General features: G+C 67.2%; 18 protein-coding genes. 9 read left to right on the top strand and 9 right to left on the bottom strand.

What is annotated here, in order from left to right:
* Window positions 1-909, bottom strand: coding sequence for a LysR family transcriptional regulator (locus ACN22W_RS19070; RefSeq protein WP_419689866.1), 909 nt, complete (start codon window positions 907-909; stop codon window positions 1-3).
* A gap of 196 nt (window positions 910-1,105) precedes the next feature.
* Between ACN22W_RS19070 and ACN22W_RS19065 the strand changes: the two genes are divergently transcribed.
* Window positions 1,106-1,972: an NmrA family NAD(P)-binding protein gene (locus tag ACN22W_RS19065; protein WP_419688986.1), complete on the top strand. Its 867-nt coding sequence runs from the start codon at window positions 1,106-1,108 to the stop codon at window positions 1,970-1,972.
* Between the two features lie 56 nt (window positions 1,973-2,028).
* On the opposite strand, the gene ACN22W_RS19060 is transcribed toward ACN22W_RS19065, so the two are convergent.
* Window positions 2,029-3,462: a nicotinate phosphoribosyltransferase gene (locus ACN22W_RS19060; protein WP_419688985.1), complete on the bottom strand. Its 1,434-nt coding sequence runs from the start codon at window positions 3,460-3,462 to the stop codon at window positions 2,029-2,031.
* Window positions 3,463-3,536: 74 nt separating this feature from the next.
* Complete coding sequence (locus tag ACN22W_RS19055) at window positions 3,537-4,577, bottom strand: bifunctional nicotinamide-nucleotide adenylyltransferase/Nudix hydroxylase (RefSeq protein ID WP_048245562.1); 1,041 nt, start codon at window positions 4,575-4,577, stop codon at window positions 3,537-3,539.
* Between the two features lie 180 nt (window positions 4,578-4,757).
* Here ACN22W_RS19055 and ACN22W_RS19050 point away from each other — a divergent pair, with 180 nt between their 5' ends.
* The 3 genes from ACN22W_RS19050 (at window position 4,758) to ACN22W_RS19040 (ending at window position 7,215) form a co-directional block, all read left to right on the top strand.
* On the top strand, window positions 4,758-5,210 hold the full coding sequence (locus ACN22W_RS19050) for a type II toxin-antitoxin system RatA family toxin (protein WP_048245561.1): 453 nt from the start codon (window positions 4,758-4,760) through the stop codon (window positions 5,208-5,210).
* 211 nt (window positions 5,211-5,421) lie between these two features.
* On the top strand, window positions 5,422-6,309 hold the full coding sequence (locus tag ACN22W_RS19045; RefSeq protein ID WP_419688984.1) for a DUF4261 domain-containing protein: 888 nt from the start codon (window positions 5,422-5,424) through the stop codon (window positions 6,307-6,309).
* A 117-nt stretch (window positions 6,310-6,426) separates the two neighbouring features.
* Window positions 6,427-7,215 (top strand): lysozyme inhibitor LprI family protein, encoded by a 789-nt coding sequence (locus tag ACN22W_RS19040; RefSeq protein WP_419688983.1) that lies wholly within the window; start codon window positions 6,427-6,429, stop codon window positions 7,213-7,215.
* 93 nt (window positions 7,216-7,308) lie between these two features.
* Here ACN22W_RS19040 and ACN22W_RS19035 read toward each other — a convergent pair whose 3' ends face one another.
* Genes ACN22W_RS19035 through ACN22W_RS19010 form a run of 6 tightly spaced genes read right to left on the bottom strand, consistent with a single transcriptional unit; the run spans window position 7,309 to window position 11,236 of the window.
* On the bottom strand, window positions 7,309-7,668 hold the full coding sequence (locus ACN22W_RS19035) for a hypothetical protein (RefSeq protein ID WP_419688982.1): 360 nt from the start codon (window positions 7,666-7,668) through the stop codon (window positions 7,309-7,311).
* A gap of 53 nt (window positions 7,669-7,721) precedes the next feature.
* Window positions 7,722-8,105, bottom strand: coding sequence for an adenosylmethionine decarboxylase (gene speD, locus ACN22W_RS19030; RefSeq protein ID WP_419688981.1), 384 nt, complete (start codon window positions 8,103-8,105; stop codon window positions 7,722-7,724).
* On the bottom strand, window positions 8,102-8,251 hold the full coding sequence (locus ACN22W_RS19025; RefSeq protein WP_155291822.1) for a hypothetical protein: 150 nt from the start codon (window positions 8,249-8,251) through the stop codon (window positions 8,102-8,104). Before ACN22W_RS19025 ends, speD begins: the two co-directional genes overlap by 4 nt.
* On the bottom strand, window positions 8,248-9,759 hold the full coding sequence (locus ACN22W_RS19020) for a DUF4178 domain-containing protein (RefSeq protein WP_419688980.1): 1,512 nt from the start codon (window positions 9,757-9,759) through the stop codon (window positions 8,248-8,250). Before ACN22W_RS19020 ends, ACN22W_RS19025 begins: the two co-directional genes overlap by 4 nt.
* A 9-nt stretch (window positions 9,760-9,768) precedes the next feature.
* Window positions 9,769-10,824, bottom strand: coding sequence for an SPFH domain-containing protein (locus ACN22W_RS19015; protein ID WP_129515439.1), 1,056 nt, complete (start codon window positions 10,822-10,824; stop codon window positions 9,769-9,771).
* Window positions 10,825-10,849: 25 nt separating this feature from the next.
* The gene (locus tag ACN22W_RS19010) at window positions 10,850-11,236 is read right to left on the bottom strand and encodes a DUF350 domain-containing protein (RefSeq protein ID WP_129515440.1); all 387 of its coding nucleotides are present in this window, start codon (window positions 11,234-11,236) and stop codon (window positions 10,850-10,852) included.
* 136 nt (window positions 11,237-11,372) lie between these two features.
* On the opposite strand from ACN22W_RS19010, the gene ACN22W_RS19005 reads away from it, so the two are divergent.
* The 5 genes from ACN22W_RS19005 (at window position 11,373) to ACN22W_RS18985 (ending at window position 16,507) form a co-directional block, all read left to right on the top strand.
* A complete protein-coding gene (locus tag ACN22W_RS19005) occupies window positions 11,373-12,887 on the top strand; it encodes a polyamine aminopropyltransferase (protein WP_419688979.1) in 1,515 nt (504 codons plus the stop codon).
* The gene (locus ACN22W_RS19000; RefSeq protein WP_419688978.1) at window positions 12,887-14,506 is read left to right on the top strand and encodes an NAD(P)-binding protein; all 1,620 of its coding nucleotides are present in this window, start codon (window positions 12,887-12,889) and stop codon (window positions 14,504-14,506) included. Before ACN22W_RS19005 ends, ACN22W_RS19000 begins: the two co-directional genes overlap by 1 nt.
* Before the next feature lie 148 nt (window positions 14,507-14,654).
* Window positions 14,655-15,416: an N-acetylmuramoyl-L-alanine amidase family protein gene (locus ACN22W_RS18995; RefSeq protein WP_419688977.1), complete on the top strand. Its 762-nt coding sequence runs from the start codon at window positions 14,655-14,657 to the stop codon at window positions 15,414-15,416.
* A gap of 50 nt (window positions 15,417-15,466) precedes the next feature.
* Window positions 15,467-15,859, top strand: coding sequence for a lysozyme inhibitor LprI family protein (locus tag ACN22W_RS18990; RefSeq protein ID WP_419688976.1), 393 nt, complete (start codon window positions 15,467-15,469; stop codon window positions 15,857-15,859).
* Window positions 15,860-15,928: 69 nt separating this feature from the next.
* Complete coding sequence (locus tag ACN22W_RS18985) at window positions 15,929-16,507, top strand: hypothetical protein (RefSeq protein ID WP_419688975.1); 579 nt, start codon at window positions 15,929-15,931, stop codon at window positions 16,505-16,507.
* Window positions 16,508-16,542 lie beyond the last annotated feature (35 nt).

The raw sequence follows: 16,542 nt of genomic DNA, 5'->3' as shown, positions 1-16,542 counted from the left end.
CTAACTGCCGATCGCCACGATCTCGGCCACGAAATCGACGAACGCGCGCACCTTCGCGGGCGGCAGGTGGCGCGACGGATAGTACGCAAACAGCGGGAACGCCTCGCCGCGCCAATCCGCGAGCAGCTCGACGAGCCGCCCCTGCTCGATCAGCTCCGCTACGCCGCTCGCCTTGAAGCGGGCGATGCCCGCGCCGGCCAGGCACGCGCCGAGCATCGTGCCGGCGTCGTTGACGAGCAGCCTGCCCGTCGTCTTCACCGGCACGCGCTTGCGGCCAAGCTGATAGATCCATTCGAGCGGCTGGCCGGTCAACGTGTTGCGCATCTGGATGCACGCATGGCCGACCAGATCGGCAGGCGCCTCGGGACACCCGTGCCGCTTCACGTATGCGGGCGCCGCAACCGTCACCGCACGCGTCTCCAGCAGTTTGCGCGCGACCAGCGACGATGACGGCGGCTCACCAAACCGCACCGCGATATCGAAACCTTCGGCGACCAGATCGCCGAGTTGCTCGCGTGCCGCCAGTTCCAGCGACAGATCGGGATGGCGCGCAAGAAACGCAGGGAGATGCGGCGCCAGCACCCGCCGCGAGAAATAGGCGTCGACATTCACGCGCAACCTGCCACGGACGGCGGCGACCGAACCGGCGGCCAGCGTAACCGCGTCGCCGATCCCGGCAAGCAGCGGACCGATATCTTCGTACAGGCGCCGCCCTTCGTCCGTCAGCGTCACCGACCGCGTCGTGCGATCGAGCAGCCGCACGCCGACGCGCGCCTCGAGCCGGCCCACGGCCCGGCTGACGCCGGACGGCGACAGGCCGAGCGCCTCGGCCGCGCGCGCGAAGCTGCCGCTTTCGACGATCGCGGCCAGCACGCCCACGTTCGCCAGAATCCGCCCGTCGATGCCCATGATTTCGCTCATGACAAAAAATCACCAATCAAATGACATGGATTCGATTCCATCAGGAATCGCCGTTCCCTATCATGCAACCCGATGCATCGCGACGGCAAGCCCCTCTGGCGGCCTACCCGAACGCAGCAGGCAGACCCGCCGCGCGGCCGCTCCAGCGCGGGACCCTTTCATTTTTCGATGAGGATTTCGAACCATGTACGCCATTACCGGCATCACCGGACAGGTCGGCGGCGCGCTCGCCCGAACGCTGCTCGCATCCGGCCAGCACGTGCGGGCCGTCGCGCGCGACGCGGATCGCGCCGCACCCTGGGCCGCACGCAACTGCGACGTTGCACTCGCGGACATGACCGACGCCGCCGCACTGACGGCAGCTTTCTCGAACACGGCCGGCGTATTCGTGCTGCTGCCGCCGTGCTTCGATCCGTCCCCGGGATTCCCCGAAACGCGCGCCGTGATCGACGCGGTCGGCGCCGCGTTGCGCGCCGCGCGGCCGCGCAAGGTCGTCTGTCTGTCGACGATCGGCGCCCAGGCGACGCAAGTGAACCTGTTGTCGCAATTGACGATGATCGAGCAGGCGTTCGCCGATCTGCCGATGCCCGTCGCGTTCCTGCGCCCCGCGTGGTTCCTGGAAAACGCCGCATGGGACGTCGCGACGGCACGCGACGACGGTGTGATCCACAGCTTTCTGCAGCCGCTCGACAAACCGGTGCCTATGGTCGCCACCGAAGACGTCGGCCGCGCGGCGGCCACGCTGCTTCAGGATGAATGGACCGGCGCACGCATCGTCGAGCTCGAAGGGCCGCGTCGGGTCAGCCCGAACGACCTGGCGGCCGCGTTCGCCCGCGTGCTCGGGCGCACGGTACACGCCGAAGCCATCCCGCGCGACACGTGGGCAGCGCTGTTCGATGCGCAGCGGATGCGTTACCCCGAACCGCGCATGCGCATGCTCGACGGCTTCAACGAAGGCTGGATCGATTTCGCGTCGGCACGCGCGGACATTCTGAAAGGAGACATCGACGCGGATGCCGTACTCCGCACGCTCGTCGCCCGCACCGCGTGAGCGGGAACGAGGCGACCGCATTGCACGCTGTCGCCCCGTTCCCGCCTGTCACCGCGTCACGCTTCCCCCGCGTGCGCCCTCGCCCGCACCTCGGCAAACGACGCATCGACGAGCAAGCGCCCCGTATCGAACACCGTTTCGAGCGCCTCGTCCCATTCGCCTTCCAGCGCACGATCGTCCCACGCCACGGGCAGCGTCGTGGTCCGATACTCGCCGGTGCGGCGATTGCGCAGCAGCGTGAGCCGCCCCTTCTTCGAGCGCTTGCCCTGATCGGTGACCGGATCCTTGCGGACGTCGTGCCACACGCCGCCGCGCCGGATTGCCGAGCACTTCATCGCGAAGCGCTGCGTATCGCGGTTCAGTTGCTGCAACAGCGCGCCGCCCATGCCGAACACGACGTTGCCGGCCGCATACCCCGCGTCGTCGAGCGCGGAAAGAATCGTGTCGATCGACTGCTCGTCGACGCCATCGCCCTGGATCACGCGCACGCGGTTCAGCACGCGCCGCCCCTTGCCGTTTACGGTCGAACCGAACGACGCGTCGAGCGCGCGCACGGTCTGCAGCACGATCGCCATCGGGTCGCCCGAATCGGGACGCACGACGAGCGTCGCGCCCGAATCGAGCACGGCCTGCCGAAGCTCGCCGCCCCACAGTTCGAGCGCGGCGAACAGATCGTAGGAGTCCGACACGACCGACACGATCGCGCCGGGCAGGCCGAAGCGGCGGATCATGTTCCGGTAAGCATCGGCCTCGCCTTCGCGCCCCCACGACGTGATCGTGCTGTGTTCGGCCGCCGGCACCGAATAAGCCGCCATCGGCTCGCGATAGAAGCGGTTCGCGGCCAGCACGCCGAGCACCGTGTCCGAACCCATGAAGTTCACGAGGTGCGCCGCACCGCCGATCGCGGCCGATTCCGCGCTCGATACACCGCGCGCGCCGAAGTCGTGCAGCTTGAACGGCAATTGCGCGAGATCGTCGTCGGTCTTTTCGAGGAAATGGCGGATCGTCTGCCGCAGGTGCCAGCTACGTGTCGCGACCGTCACCGGATACCAGATGCGCAGCAGCATCGTCTCGAGATACGACGCGAGCCAGAACACCTGCGGATCGTCGCATTCGACGGTCATCAGCACGTTGTGTACCGGCACGACCGAACCCTCGGGCACTGCGCGGATCTTCACCGGCAGGTAACCGTCGTAGCGTTCGACGATATAACGCCACCCGGCTTCGTTGAACGGCTCGCCGTGCACCGTGAAGAAATCGCGCGCTTCGTCGATCATCGCGTGCGTGATCGGCGTGCACAGATACTCCTTCAGCAGCATCTGCAGGCCGAAGAACAGCGTGCGGTCGTAGCGGCCGCCGCGCGATTCGACGTACGAGAACATCGCCGACGCGTCGGGCGGATATTGCAGGAAGTGGGAAGCCTTGTACGAATCCGTATTGAGGATCGGATTGGCGAGAACCGCGGCAAAGCCGCCGAGATCGTTTTGCATGGCTAGAGCTCCTCTAGGCCGTTGACGTGCCGCCGCGTCTGTCGCGGCGGACCGGAATGCGGGGAATCAGCGGATCACAGCTTCCCCAGGAAGTGATACGCGATGTCGAAGTGATCCTCGAACATCACGTTGCGCATTTGCGCGAATTCGTTGAGCGGCACCCAGCGCGCCTTGTCGGCGTCGTCGCTGCCCTTCACGCGCGGCAGCTCGCCGGTCGGGAAGTTGAACAGGCATGCGTGCGTGATCGTGCGGCCGCGCAGCGAGCGGGTCGGGTGATCGAACACCTGCCGATCCTTGATCGAGCCGCGCAGCACGGGCTCCGGCAGTTTCAGCCCGGTTTCCTCGCGCAGTTCGCGGATGCAAGCGGCGTCGAGCCGTTCGTCCTGGTTCACGAATCCGCCCGGCAGCGCCCACAGGCCGCGGCCCGGTTCGCTGCGGCGGCGCACGAGCAGGATATGGCCCGAGTGCACGACCACCGCGTCGACCGTCACGAACGTGACGGGATACGGCGCGGCCGCCCATGCCTTGCGATACGCGGCGATGAATTCGGCTTCCGACTTCAGCTGCGCGAATTCCGGCTGCGTGCGGAAACGCTCGAGCCAGCCGAACACGGGTTCCGGCACGGCCCACTGCACGAAGCTGTTGGTGCGTTCGGCGAAATACTGGTCGCGGATCTCGGTAGCGGAAATGTCTTCCGTCGCGTCGACGTCGACGAGCTCCCATTGCGGGAACATCCGCAGGTAATACGATGTGGCGTCCTTCTCGTGGCCGATCAGCCCGACCTTGCGCTGCGCGACGTCGCCGAGCGCGGACGCGACCGCATCCTGAACCCAGCGCACCCAGTCGCCGTCGTTGTAGGTCGAATCCTGCAGCGGCGCGACCGTCACGCGGTCGCGCTCGGACGCGTCGAGCAGCGAAGCCAGCATCTGGCGGCGCTCGTCGAACGAGAACGGATCCTTGATGGTGCGGGGCTTGTCGGTCGACCCGATCAGCACACACACGCGCTCGGCCCGGCTCAGTGCCGACTTCAGCACATTCAGGTGACCACGATGCGGAGGCTGGAAACGACCAATGAAAACGAGCGCGTCGAAGCGCCGGTTCTGTTGCGTGCTCATGAGGCTCCCTCAAGAGATTGAAACGCTTCGGGTCTTTCCCGAAGGGTTGGATGAATCCTAGGGGAAATCCCGAAGTGCGTCAATCGAGCACATGCTCGACTTGACCAAGTCTGAAGAAATGCACGGCGCCGGCGGGTTACACTCGATTTCATCCCAATCCGCGCTGCGGCGCCCGCCATCATGAGGATCTCAGTCAGCCGAACCGTCGGTGTCGATCGCAGACGCCTCTTCACGTGGTCGCAGGATTACGCGCGGCGGCTCGTGTGGGACAGCTTCCTCATCGACGCCTATCTGCTCGACAGCACGACGGCCGACGTCGGCGTCGACGCGTTCTGCCGCAGCCAGTCGGGCGCAACGATGGTGTCGCGCTACATCTCGTACCGTCCGCCGCAGGTCGCCGCCGTCGAAATGGTCGACGGGCCGAAGGTGCTCGAACGCTTCAGCGGCAGCTGGAATTTCACCGAACACACGCCGGGCACGACCGAGGTGAAATTCACGTACAACTTCCGCGCTCAGCCGGCCTGGCTGCGCTGGCTGCTCGAACCGCTGATCGGCGCGTTCTATCTCGTGCAGACGCGCCGGCGTCTCGATTCGTTCAAGCGCTGGGCCGAAGCCGAAGCGCTGCCGCACTGACCGGCACTGCCGCGGGCCGTGCACCCGCGTGATCCGGCGTGCCCGCACTACCTCCCCCGAATGCGTTCGAACGCGCCACGGCCGCGCGACCGGGCATTTGCCAGATTCGCCGAACCCGGAGAAACTACGGACGGCCGTCATTCCGACGGCGGGCCCTGACCGAGAGAACAGGGCTTTCCTCCCTGAAACGGCTTCGACACCAACAACATCCATGAGCCTGATATCCCGATTCTTTGGCCGCAAGGAAGAACCCGAAAGCCCGGCCGCGCTGGTCGCCGCATCCGACACTGACAATCCGCTGAGCGTGACGGTCGTCTTCGACGGGCCGCTGCAGGTCGATATCGCGTCGCTGACGGCCGCGCTGCGTGCGTACCATCCGAGCATGCAGCAGGCGCGCGTCGAAACCGAGCCGACGCTGGAGCAGGTATTCGGGCTCGCCGGTTGGGGCAAGCACGTCGTCCGGCTGGTCGGCTTCGATGCGCCTTATCCGTCCGACGCGCTGGAAGCGTGCGTCGCGCCCGCCCACTACGGGCAGGACCTGAAGCAGCAGGTGCGCGCGAGCCGCAGCCACGTGATCCTGTACTACGCCGGACACGAACCCGATCCGCTCGACCAGTACGTCGCGCTGGCGGCCGTCGCCGGCGCGCTGGCCGAACAGAACGGCCTCGCGGTGCTGAACGAGCACGCGCACACGTCGTTGCCGGCCGGTGTCTTCAATGCGAAGGAACTCGGCGAAGAAAGCCTCGAAGTGCTGCGCGCGATCCCGCTGAACCTGTTCTTCTGCGGCTTCGTGAAATACGAGGTCGAAGGCGTCGAGGGTGTGTGGATGCGCACCTATGGCGCCGACGTGTTCGGCCTGCCCGATTTCGCCGCGCTCGCGCAAGGCCATCACGAAGGCGAACGCTATTCCGGCATCTTCAACAACGTGATGCACTACCTGCTCGAAAGCGGCGCGCGGATGCATGCGGGCGAAACGATGCAGGTCGGTTCGGAAACGTTCATGAGGCTGCGGGAACCGCTCGAACATGAGTACTACCTGCAGGGGCCCGCGCAGGTGCTGGTGGCCGAGCTGATCTCGGCGGACGAAATCAATCGCTGATCGCAGCGTATCGCACCGTGATGCACGGCGCGCGGGTTCGACGCTTCGCGAACCGCGTGCGCCGAGGCGCCACATGACAGCGGCGTGACAGCCGCCCCGCCCGACGAGGAGACATCCGTGTTCCGCATACGCGTTGGTTTCGCGCTGGCCGCTCTCGGCCTCTCGTTGTCCGCCCACGCCGACAGCATCGACTGCACGCGTGCGAAGACGCGCACCGATCACCTGATTTGCGGCGACAAGGCGCTGGTATCGGCGGACAGCACACTGTCGAGCGCGTACTACGACGCGATCGGCATCGCCGCCGACCAGCCGGCCGTGATCCGGTCGCAACGCGCGTGGCTTGCACAGCGCGATGCGTGCGCCGATACCGCCTGTCTCGCCACCGCCTACCGCGACCGCACGGCAGCGCTGAAACAGGTCAAGCACGCGGGCTGGAAAACCTATCGCGACCCGACGCTCGGCATCTCGTTCGAATACCTCGCGAACCGGCAGGTGAAGAAGCCGTGCCCGGCAATCGGCGGCGATCGCTGCGTCGCGATCGTCGGCCGCAACATGACCTACAGCAACTACTTCATCGCGTTCGAGATCGTCGACGGCGCGCTGGAGCCGGTCGCAGAAAAGGAAGCCGGTTTCGAGAAGCAGGACGACGGCAAGTGGATGACGACTTACGGCCGCAGCGTTGCGCAGGAAGTCGAACGTTTCTCCGGACCCGGCTGGCGCGGCATGCGCGCGACGATCACGTGCGGCATCAGCGACCCGGAAACCGGCTTCCACGCGGCCGGCGGCGAATGCTACTGGGCCGTGCTGAGCAACGGCACGCGTTCGGCCGTCGCGAATACGCAGGGCATCGTCGGCACCGACGATGCGACGCTGCACAGCGTGTCGACGTTCCGGTTCGAACGCTGACGGGCATCGCAAAACGCGCATCAGTCCGGGTACGAATCGATGTGGGTGCCCCGCCGCAATGAAGTCTCGCTGTCCGGACGGACGGCCGGCGCGCTAACGCGCTCCGTCCCGGCCCATCAGAAATGTTTCCGTACCGGAAGCGCGGTGCAACGTGACTTCCGTACCCGTCAGCCATCCTGACGATTTCAGGATCGGGCGCGCCACCGCGTATAGCCGATCGGCGCTGGGGCCATACAGATACAGATAACCGTCGTTGCCGTCGCGATGCAGCTCGGTCTCACCGAGTTCGCCCGCCCCTGCCTGCTTCGCGGCGCGATCAAGCCGGCGCTCCAGCGCATGAAGCCGCGGCAGATCCTTTTCGTCGTAGTCGAAGTGGACCATCACGACCGGCCCGGGCGGCTTCGTCGGCAACTCCGCGGCAACGTGGCCGGCGAACAGCGTGGAGCCGAGCAACGCGGCAAATCGTATTCTTTTATGCATGGGAATAACCGGTGCGTAACGCCCGCTCAGGTCAATGCATCGCCGCGCGCGACCTGCTGCCGGGCCTGCGCCTGCGTACCGAGCGCGGCGGCGATCGCATCGACCGCATCGGCCGCGCGCGCCGCGCCGCACATGAACACGTCGACGGCCGCGAAGCGATGCTCGGGCCACGTATGGATCGTGATGTGCGATTCGGCGAGCAGCACGACACCCGTCACGCCATGTTCGCCGCCGAAATGATGGAAATGCGCGCCGATCACGCGCGCGCCCGACTGTCGCGCCGCTTCGGTGAGGATCGTCTCGAGCCGCGCGGCGTCGCGCAGCAGCGCCGCGTCGATGCCGGCCAGGTCGGCCAGCACGTGCGAGCCGAGCGTCGCGCGCGGCGGCGCGATCCCGTCGCGCGCGGTCATTTGTGCGACCCGTACGACGAGTAGCCGCTGCGGGCCGACGAACTGCCCCAGCCGCTACCGCCCGAACCGCTGCCGCCGATCGATGCGCAGCTGAACAGCGTGACGACGATCAGGCCGTAGATGCCGTAGAGGATGTACCGGATCACGAGTTGCCCCCGTCCGACGCGAAACCCTTCCACAGCCATTCAGGCAGCCACAGCACCAGCAGGCCGATCAGCACGAAGACGGAGCGGCCGCTGAACGCGAACAGCGACCCCATGTTGAAGATCACGAGCAACACGCTGAACACGAGCGGCAGCGGCGAGAAACTATGCGGGTTCTTCCCGCCGAACAGGCCCTTCGTTTCCTTCTCGCCGGCCGCGGCTGCGGCCGTCGCGAGCGCCGGCGTGCCGAAGCGTTCGCCGAGCGCGCTGGCCGACAGCGGCCGCGCGCGCGACCAGACGATCTCCGCGTCGCTGCGCTCGCGCGTCAGCTTGTCCTTCTGCCAGCCGTAATCGATGATCGACGTGCGATCGCCCACCTGCACGCGCCAGTTGAACGCACCGACTACGTAGACGACCTCCGAGTCATACTCCTCGCGCAGGCGGTAGGTCTTGCCGCCGTCGGTCACGTCGGACTCGCTGCCGATCGTCGGCCATTGGTCGAGCACCTGCACGCGCTCCCAGCGTCCTTCGCTCTGCACGAGCCACAGGAAACCGCGCTTCGGGTTCAGCAGCAGGTATTCGTCCCACGTCTCGGCGTCGCCCGGCACGCGACAACGCATCATGCCGATTACCGTGTATTTCACGCCATCGAACGTGCCGATCGCACCGAGCTCCAGCGCGCCCTTCACCGATTCGAGCTTGCGCTGCGCCGCGAACACGGTCTGCTGCTCGGCCGTGCACTGCACGCCCGCGTGACAACTGCCGCACACGACGTAGTCGGCGACGTTCGGCGCATACGACAGCGGCGCGCCGCAGCTCGGGCACGCGAACGGCACCATCTCCGCGCCGCGCTTCTCGCGCGTATCGATCTCGGTGTCACGCAGCCCCGTGAACGCGAGCGCGTCGAATTCCAGCGCCTCGCCCGAATAAACGGCCGGGCTCCCGCCATTCGAATCGGCGTCGGAATAGTCGTAGGTCGCAAACGCGTTGCCGGTCCGCAGATCGACCACGCGTGCCTCCCAGCCGGCATCGACGCGGAACGGCAGCTCGCCGTCGCCGCCCGTGCAGCGCGCGGTGCGCACATCGGACACGAGGCACGCGCGGCTGCCGTGGTCGATCCGCATGCCCGGTTCGAGCGTACCGAACGCGGGCCACGCGCCGCCCGACGCATCGTCGGGCTCGCGCACCGTGACCGCGTACTGGCCCGACGCATCCGACAGCCAGCCGAACGCGCCGTCGTCGAACACGACGTACCACTCGCTCCACGCGCCGGCGTCGTAGGTCATCTGGATGCGCCCGAGCACCGTGAACATGCGCTTGCCGTAGCGCCCGGCCGTGCCGATCTGGATCGGCGACGCGTCGTCGAGCACCGTCGCCAGCTCGCCGATGCGCTCGACGTCGGCGCCGCGCTTGAGCAGCGTACTGCGGCAGGACGCGCAGACGGCCATCACCGCCGCCGCCGAGCGAAACTCGACCGGCGCGCCGCACTGGGGGCACGAAGTGCTGAACATGCGCGACGCTTACCGGGTGAGCTTCGCGAGGATCTCGGCCTTCGCGCGCGAATATTCGTCTTCGGTCACGAGGCCCTTGTCGAACAACGCCTTCAACTGCTCGAGCCGCTGCACGTAGTCGGTACCGTCGGCCGGTGCGGCCGGCTGCGCAGCGGCCGCCGGTGCCGCGACGGGCGCGGCCGGTGCGGCCGCCGGCGCCGGTTGCGCGGCGCCCGCCATCTGGCCGGCCATCGCCTGCCCGATCACGGCACCCGCGGCGAGCCCCGCGCCGACACCGGCGATGCCGCCCGGGTTCTGCGCGGCAAGCGGAATCGCCTGCGCGGTCTGGTATTGCGTGGCGCGCGCGAGATCGCCGGCCATCCCCGCGCCGATCCGCAGGTCGAGCGCCTTCTGCAGCTCCGCCGGCAGCGACACGCTCTCGACCGCGAACGCATCGAGCGCGAGGCCATAGCGCGTGAACACCGGCGCCAGCGCGTCGGCGATGCGCTGCGACAGCAGCGACTGGTTCGCGGCCATGTCGACGAACGGCACGTCGGACGCGCCGAACGTCGTGCTCATCGCGGTGACCACCAGGTTACGCAGTTGCTGTTCGAGATCGTCGACCGTGTATTGCGCGCGCGTGCCGCTGACCTCGCGGTGGAACGCGCCCGCGTCGACGATCCGGTACGAGTAGATGCCGAACGCGCGCACCTGCACGATGCCGAATTCGCGATCGCGGATCGTCACCGGCTGCGCGGTGCCCCAGCGCCGGCCGAGCTGCAGCCGCGTGCTGAAGAAATAGACGTCCGACTTGAAAGGCGATTGAAAGAGTTTGTCCCAGTTCTTCAGGTACGTGAGCACCGGCAGCGTGTTCGTTTCCAGCGTATACAGCCCCGGCTGGAACACGTCGGCGACCTTGCCTTCGTTGACGAAGATCGCGACCTGCGTCTCGCGCACGGTCAGCTTGCCGCCGTAGCGGATTTCCTGGTCTTCCATCGGATAGCGCCAGGCCAGCACGCCGTCGGTGTCTTCCGTCCATTGCAGGACGTCGACGAACTGCTTGCGGATAAACGAACCCAGACTCATGTCGGTCTCCTCGGACGCGTGGCGGTCAGGTCAGGCAGGCGGCATTGATGATGCCGACGACGAGCGACGCGGTGCCCATCAGGCCGCCCATCGCGACGTTGCGATCCTCGATTGCATGATTCATGCCGGGCATCAGGCGCGTCAGCGCCGCATAGGTGATCAGTTGCACGGCCATCGCGCCGACGGCCCAGATCACGACTTCGCCGAGCGTCGAGTTGTGCGCGATGCTGGACGCGAGCGTCAGGCAGAAACCGATCAGCGCACCGCCGAACGACAGCGTCGCAGCCGAGTTGCCGTCGCGGATCAGCGCCAGTTCGTCGAACGGAGTGACCTTCAGGTACACTGCCGCGAACACAAGAAGCAGCACGAACGCCGACAGTAAATGAACCGCATAAAGATAGGCACTATTCATTCTTTCCCTCGGATTTTGTGCTCGGTTCGCCGCCCCGTCGCCGGCCGGCCCGCACGGGGCCAGCAGACGGATGGCCGCCCCACAAAAATCCGCGCCAGTATATCCACATTGCCGAACACTGCACAACGGACGCACCATGCTGCATAGGCGTGCGCTCGTCCTGTCGATCCTCGTGCTCGCGTCGTGCGGGCTCGGCTACGAACTGATCAGCAGCGCGCTGTCGAGCTACCTGCTCGGCGATTCGATCCTGCAGTTCTCGTCGGTGATCGGCTGCTACCTGTTCGCGATGGGGATCGGCTCGTGGCTCGCGAAGTTCGTCGAGGACGACGACGTGCTCGACCGCTTCGTCGACATCGAGCTGCTCGTCGGCCTGCTCGGCGGCGTGTCGGCCGCACTGCTGTTCGCGGTGTTCGCGTGGCTGGCCGCGCCGTTCCGCGCGGCGCTCTATGCGCTCGTGCTCGCGCTCGGCATGCTGATCGGGATGGAGATCCCGCTCGTGATGCGCGCGTTCCAGCAGCGGCGCCAGGCGTTCCGCCATACCGTCAGCGAGGTGCTGACCTTCGACTATCTCGGCTCGCTCGCCGTGTCGCTGATCTTCCCGCTCGTGCTCGCGCCGCGTCTCGGCCTGCTGCGCACGAGCTTCCTGTTCGGCATCCTGAACGCCTTCGTCGCGCTGTGGACCACGCACCTGTTCCGCGACGAGATCCGCAACGTGCGCGGCAAGCTGATGCGCGCGTCGCTCGTGATCGGGCTGCTGGTCGCCGGCTTCGCGCTGTCGGACCGCATCACGCACTGGGCCGAGCATGGCGTGTACGGCGACGAGACGATCTATTCGGAAACGACGCCGTACCAGCGCATCGTGCTCACGCAGTGGCACGACGACATGCGGCTGTACCTGAACGGCAACCTGCAGTTCTCGTCGCGCGACGAGCATCGTTATCACGAGGCGCTGATCCACCCGACGATCGAGGCGCTGCCGTGGGCGAAGCACGTGCTCGTGCTCGGCGGCGGCGACGGCCTCGCGGTGCGCGAACTGCTCAAGCACCGCAACCTCGAACAGATCACGCTCGTCGATCTCGATCCCGCGATGACCAAGCTGTTCTCCACGTCCGCGCCGCTCGTCAAGCTGAACCAGGGCTCGCTGAAGGATCCGCGCGTGCACGTGATCAACGACGACGCGGTGCGCTGGCTCGAATCGAACGCCGACGTGTACGACGCGATCGTCGTCGACTTCCCCGATCCGACCAACTTCGGGCTCGGCCGCCTGTATTCGGTGCCGGTGTTCCGGCTGCTCGCGCGCCACCTGTCGGAGAACGGTTATGCGGTGATCCAGTCGACGTCGCCGTATTTCGCACCGCACGCGTACTGGACCATCATCGCGACGCTGCATGAAGCCGGGCTCAACACGTGGCCGTACCACTGCTACGTGCCGTCGTTCGGCGACTGGGGCTTCGTGATCGCCGGCAAGCGCCGCGACTTCACGGTGCCGACGCACTACTCGGTGCCCACGCGCTGGCTCGACGCGCAGACGGCCGCCGAGATGTTCCACTTCCCGGCCGACATGCCCGCGCTGCCGATGACGCCGAACGAACTCAACGACCAGCCGCTCGTGCGCCGCTTCGACGACGACTGGAAACACGTGCTGCGCTGATGGATCGCCGCACGTTCCTCGTCGCGTCGGCGGCCGCGTCGCTCGCCGCATGCGGCCGCACCGGCTGGATCGAGACGACGCCGCGCGTCGGCTACCCCGGCATGCGCGAAGGCCATGCGCTGCGCGACCATGCCACGCTGCCGCCGCCGTCCGGCACGATCGAGACGGACGTCGCGATCCTCGGCGCCGGCGCGGCCGGGCTGTCGTGCGCGTGGCAGCTCGCGCGCGCGGGCCACACGCGCTTCGCGGTGCTCGCCGGCCCCGAGTTCGGCGGCAATGCGGCCGGCGGCCGCTTCGGCGATCTCGGCTATCCGAAAGGCGCGCACTACCTGCCGCTGCCGTCGCTCGAATCCGCGCATCTGCGCGACATGCTCGCCGATCTCGGCGTGATCGAATCCGCACCGTTCTCCGCGCGCCCCGTGTACGACGAGCGCGTGCTCGTCCATGCGCCGGATGAACGGCTCTTCATCGCCGGGCAATGGCAGGACGGCATCGTGCCGACGGCCGGCCTCGACGCCGACGCGCTCGCGCAGCAGGCGCGCTTCTTCGCGTACACGGACGGGCTGCGCACCGCCCGTGGCGCTGATGGCCGCAAGGTGTTCTGCATCCCGATCGCGGAATCGTCGCGCGACCCGCGCTGGCGCGCGCTCGACCGGCGCTCGTTCCGCCAGTGGCTGCTCGACGAGGGCTACACCGCGAAGGCGCTGCACTGGTACCTGAACTACTGCTGCCGCGACGACTACGGCGCGGGATACGAGCATGTGTCCGCGTGGGCCGGCCTGCACTATTTCTCGTCGCGCGGCGGCCATGCGGGCGACGCGAGCGACGGCGCGGTGCTGACCTGGCCCGACGGGCTGCACACGATGGTGACGAAGCTGAGCGATTCGATCACCGCGCGCACCGGCTCGAACGCGTGGTCGCGGGACGGCTTCGCGGTGCGCGCGACCGAACGCGCGGGCGGCGTCGACGTGCTGTGCGCGCGCCTCGGCGACGACGGCGCGCTGTCGACGTTCACGCTGAAGGCGCGGCGCGTCGTGTGTGCGATGCCGCTGTTCGTCGCGGCGCACGTGTTTCCGCAGCTTTCCGCCTACGGCTTCGAACCCGCGCGCGACCTGCCGCCGCGCGCACCGTGGCTCGTGTCCAACTTCCTGCTCGACGGCATGCCGGCCGAGGCGGCGGGCGTGCCGCTTGCGTGGGACAACGTCGTCTACGACGGCGCGGGGCTCGGTTATGTCGTGTCGACGCACCAGCTGATCCGGATGTCGCCGCCGACGCGCTCGGTGTTCTCCGCGTATCAGGCGTTGAGCACGCGCGCGCCGGACGACACGCGCCGCTGGCTCGCGCAGGCCGAGCCCGGCGCGTTGCGCGAACAGGCCGCGATCGACCTGCAGGCCGTCTACGGGCGCGAGCTGTGGAAGCACGCGACGGCGCTCGAGATCACCGTGCGCGGCCACGCGATGGCGACGCCCGACGTCGGCTTCCTGAGCCGGCCGGGGCTGCTTGCGCTGCGCGAGGCTGACGGCCCGGTCGTGTTCGCGCATGCCGATCTGTCCGGGCTGTCGCTGTTCGAGGAAGCGTCGTACTGGGGCATGCTCGCGGCGCGGCGCGTGCTCGCCTGAGCACCGGCTTCCGGCCGGCGCGGCAGCGGCCGATTCGTCATTGCGACGACATTGCCACCCGCTATAATCGCGCGACATTCCGACTGCATTGAGCAGGCCGACGGTGCCGTGCCGTTCGACGCGCCGCATGCCCTCCTCGACAACAACAATGACGAACCGAACCCTCCGACGCCTTTGCCCGTTCGTGCGCACCGCCGCGCGTGTGCTTGCCTGCGCCCCGCTGCTCGGCGCGCCGCTGGCGCTGCATGCGGCCGACGCCGCAGCCCCCGGCGCCGAGCCCGCATCCGGGCGCTATATCGTCGTCGACACCGGCCATACGCCCGCTCACCCGGGTTCCACCGGCGCGAGCGGCCGCGTCGAATACCTGTACAACCTCGATCTGTCCGCAGCAGTTGCTGAAAAGCTCGCCGCGCACGGCGACCGCGTGCTGCGCACGTCGGCCGACGGCCGCGAGATCGCGCTCGTCCAGCGTTCGACGCAGGCGCCCGACGCGAACCTGTTCGTGTCGATCCATCACGACTCGATGCAACAGCAGTTCATCGACGCGGGCCGCCAACGCGAATTCCGCGGTTTCTCCGTGTTCGTGTCGGAGCGCAATCCGCACTATACGGAAAGCCTGCGTTGCGCAAAGGCGATTGCCGAGCGGCTGGTCGCGGCCGGCGAGCGGCCGTCGCTGTATCACGCGCAGCCGATCCGCGGCGAGAATCGCCCGCTGATCGACCCGCAACTCGGCATCCACCGCTTCGACGATCTCGTCGTGCTGCGCACCGCGCCGATTCCGGCCGTGCTCGTCGAGGCCGGCGTGATCGTCAATCCCGACGAAGAAGCGCGGCTCGCGCGGCGCGAGACAATCCAGCACCTGTCCGCCGCGATCGCAGGCGGGATCGACGCGTGCACGGTGCCGAAGTGACGGCATCGCCCCTCGGGCTCAACGGTTTTCACCCAGTCAGGAGCATCGCAATGAAAAAGAAGAAGAATCTGTTCGCATCCTGCGCGCTGCTCGCGCTTGCCGTTCCGTTCGCCGCGCACGCGGCCGGCTGCGCGAAGCCGCACAGCGCGTTCGACCAGGTGTACTGCACCAGCACGCAGTTCTCGCAAAGCGACCGCGAACTCAACGACGAGTACGGCCGCCTGCGCAAGCAGCTGAGCGGCGACCAGCAGGCGACGCTGAAGGCCGGCCAGCTCGCGTGGCTGAAGCAGCGCGATGCGCAGTGCAGCGAGACGCGCAACAACAGCTACCTCGTGGATATCCAGTGCGCGAACGACATGACGCAGTCGCGGCTGTCGTTCCTGCGCGAGCGTGAGCGTGAATGCACGAGCACGGGGTGCGTGGCGTCGAAGCTCGGGGAGTAAGGCCTTCGCGCGTGCCGTGCCGTGAAGCGTTTCGCGGCGCGGCGCGTCAGCCCCACGAAGGAAACAGCGATGCGACATGAATTCTCCGAAGTCCTCAACGACCTCGTCGACTATTTTCTCGTCGGCGATGTTCTGCTGCTGAAGCGCTACAAGGAACAGCACGGGCTGTCGGACAACGTCGCATCCGAGTTCACGTCGAACGACAGCGGCGACACCGCCGTGCTGGAAGGCATCGTGATTCCGCTGGCCGGCATCGAGAATCATCCGTACACGGTCATCTTCACGCTGGACGACGACACGCCCGAATTGCTGAAGACGGGAAGCCGCCTGCAGCATCGGCGTGGTGGCTACGTGCTGCGCGTCGAGCATCGTTCGATCATGCTCTACACGTGGCGCATGCTCGAACGCTTCAACGACGAGACGGTGAACGCGTTGCTCGCGCGTTACCGCGAACCGGGCAGGCCCGTCATCGAAATCGAGAACGGCTGGTACGAAGTCGACATCCTCGGCGGGGAAGTCCCGCGCAACGGCTGGTTCGAACCTGCGTTCGAATTCGTGCTGAAAAGAACCGACGAACCGCGAGATGCGTCGCACGTGGATATCGGCTACCGCTTCGCGATCGACAGCAGTTCGGATCGCGCGAATTGATCCGGACACGGCAACGCAACAGCAACCGATCAGGC

Source organism: Burkholderia theae (assembly GCF_048565265.1).
Taxonomy (GTDB): Bacteria; Pseudomonadota; Gammaproteobacteria; order Burkholderiales; family Burkholderiaceae; genus Burkholderia; species Burkholderia theae.
The sequence above is the reverse complement of the archived record's forward strand: the minus strand, read 5'-3'. Positions and strand labels throughout refer to the sequence as shown.

Excerpts from the sequence above, each read along its gene's own strand:
- ACN22W_RS18990 (WP_419688976.1), top strand. The coding sequence starts at position 15,467 with ATGAAAAAGAAGAAGAATCTGTTCGCATCCTGCGCGCTGCTCGCGCTT.
- ACN22W_RS19070 (WP_419689866.1), bottom strand. The coding sequence starts at position 909 with ATGGGCATCGACGGGCGGATTCTGGCGAACGTGGGCGTGCTGGCCGCG.
- ACN22W_RS19045 (WP_419688984.1), top strand. The coding sequence starts at position 5,422 with ATGAGCCTGATATCCCGATTCTTTGGCCGCAAGGAAGAACCCGAAAGC.
- ACN22W_RS18995 (WP_419688977.1), top strand. The coding sequence starts at position 14,655 with ATGACGAACCGAACCCTCCGACGCCTTTGCCCGTTCGTGCGCACCGCC.
- ACN22W_RS19050 (WP_048245561.1), top strand. The coding sequence starts at position 4,758 with ATGAGGATCTCAGTCAGCCGAACCGTCGGTGTCGATCGCAGACGCCTC.
- speD (WP_419688981.1), bottom strand. The coding sequence starts at position 8,105 with ATGACCGCGCGCGACGGGATCGCGCCGCCGCGCGCGACGCTCGGCTCG.
- ACN22W_RS18985 (WP_419688975.1), top strand. The coding sequence starts at position 15,929 with ATGCGACATGAATTCTCCGAAGTCCTCAACGACCTCGTCGACTATTTT.
- ACN22W_RS19005 (WP_419688979.1), top strand. The coding sequence starts at position 11,373 with ATGCTGCATAGGCGTGCGCTCGTCCTGTCGATCCTCGTGCTCGCGTCG.
- ACN22W_RS19065 (WP_419688986.1), top strand. The coding sequence starts at position 1,106 with ATGTACGCCATTACCGGCATCACCGGACAGGTCGGCGGCGCGCTCGCC.
- ACN22W_RS19055 (WP_048245562.1), bottom strand. The coding sequence starts at position 4,577 with ATGAGCACGCAACAGAACCGGCGCTTCGACGCGCTCGTTTTCATTGGT.
- ACN22W_RS19060 (WP_419688985.1), bottom strand. The coding sequence starts at position 3,462 with ATGCAAAACGATCTCGGCGGCTTTGCCGCGGTTCTCGCCAATCCGATC.
- ACN22W_RS19000 (WP_419688978.1), top strand. The coding sequence starts at position 12,887 with ATGGATCGCCGCACGTTCCTCGTCGCGTCGGCGGCCGCGTCGCTCGCC.
- ACN22W_RS19015 (WP_129515439.1), bottom strand. The coding sequence starts at position 10,824 with ATGAGTCTGGGTTCGTTTATCCGCAAGCAGTTCGTCGACGTCCTGCAA.
- ACN22W_RS19020 (WP_419688980.1), bottom strand. The coding sequence starts at position 9,759 with ATGTTCAGCACTTCGTGCCCCCAGTGCGGCGCGCCGGTCGAGTTTCGC.
- ACN22W_RS19010 (WP_129515440.1), bottom strand. The coding sequence starts at position 11,236 with ATGAATAGTGCCTATCTTTATGCGGTTCATTTACTGTCGGCGTTCGTG.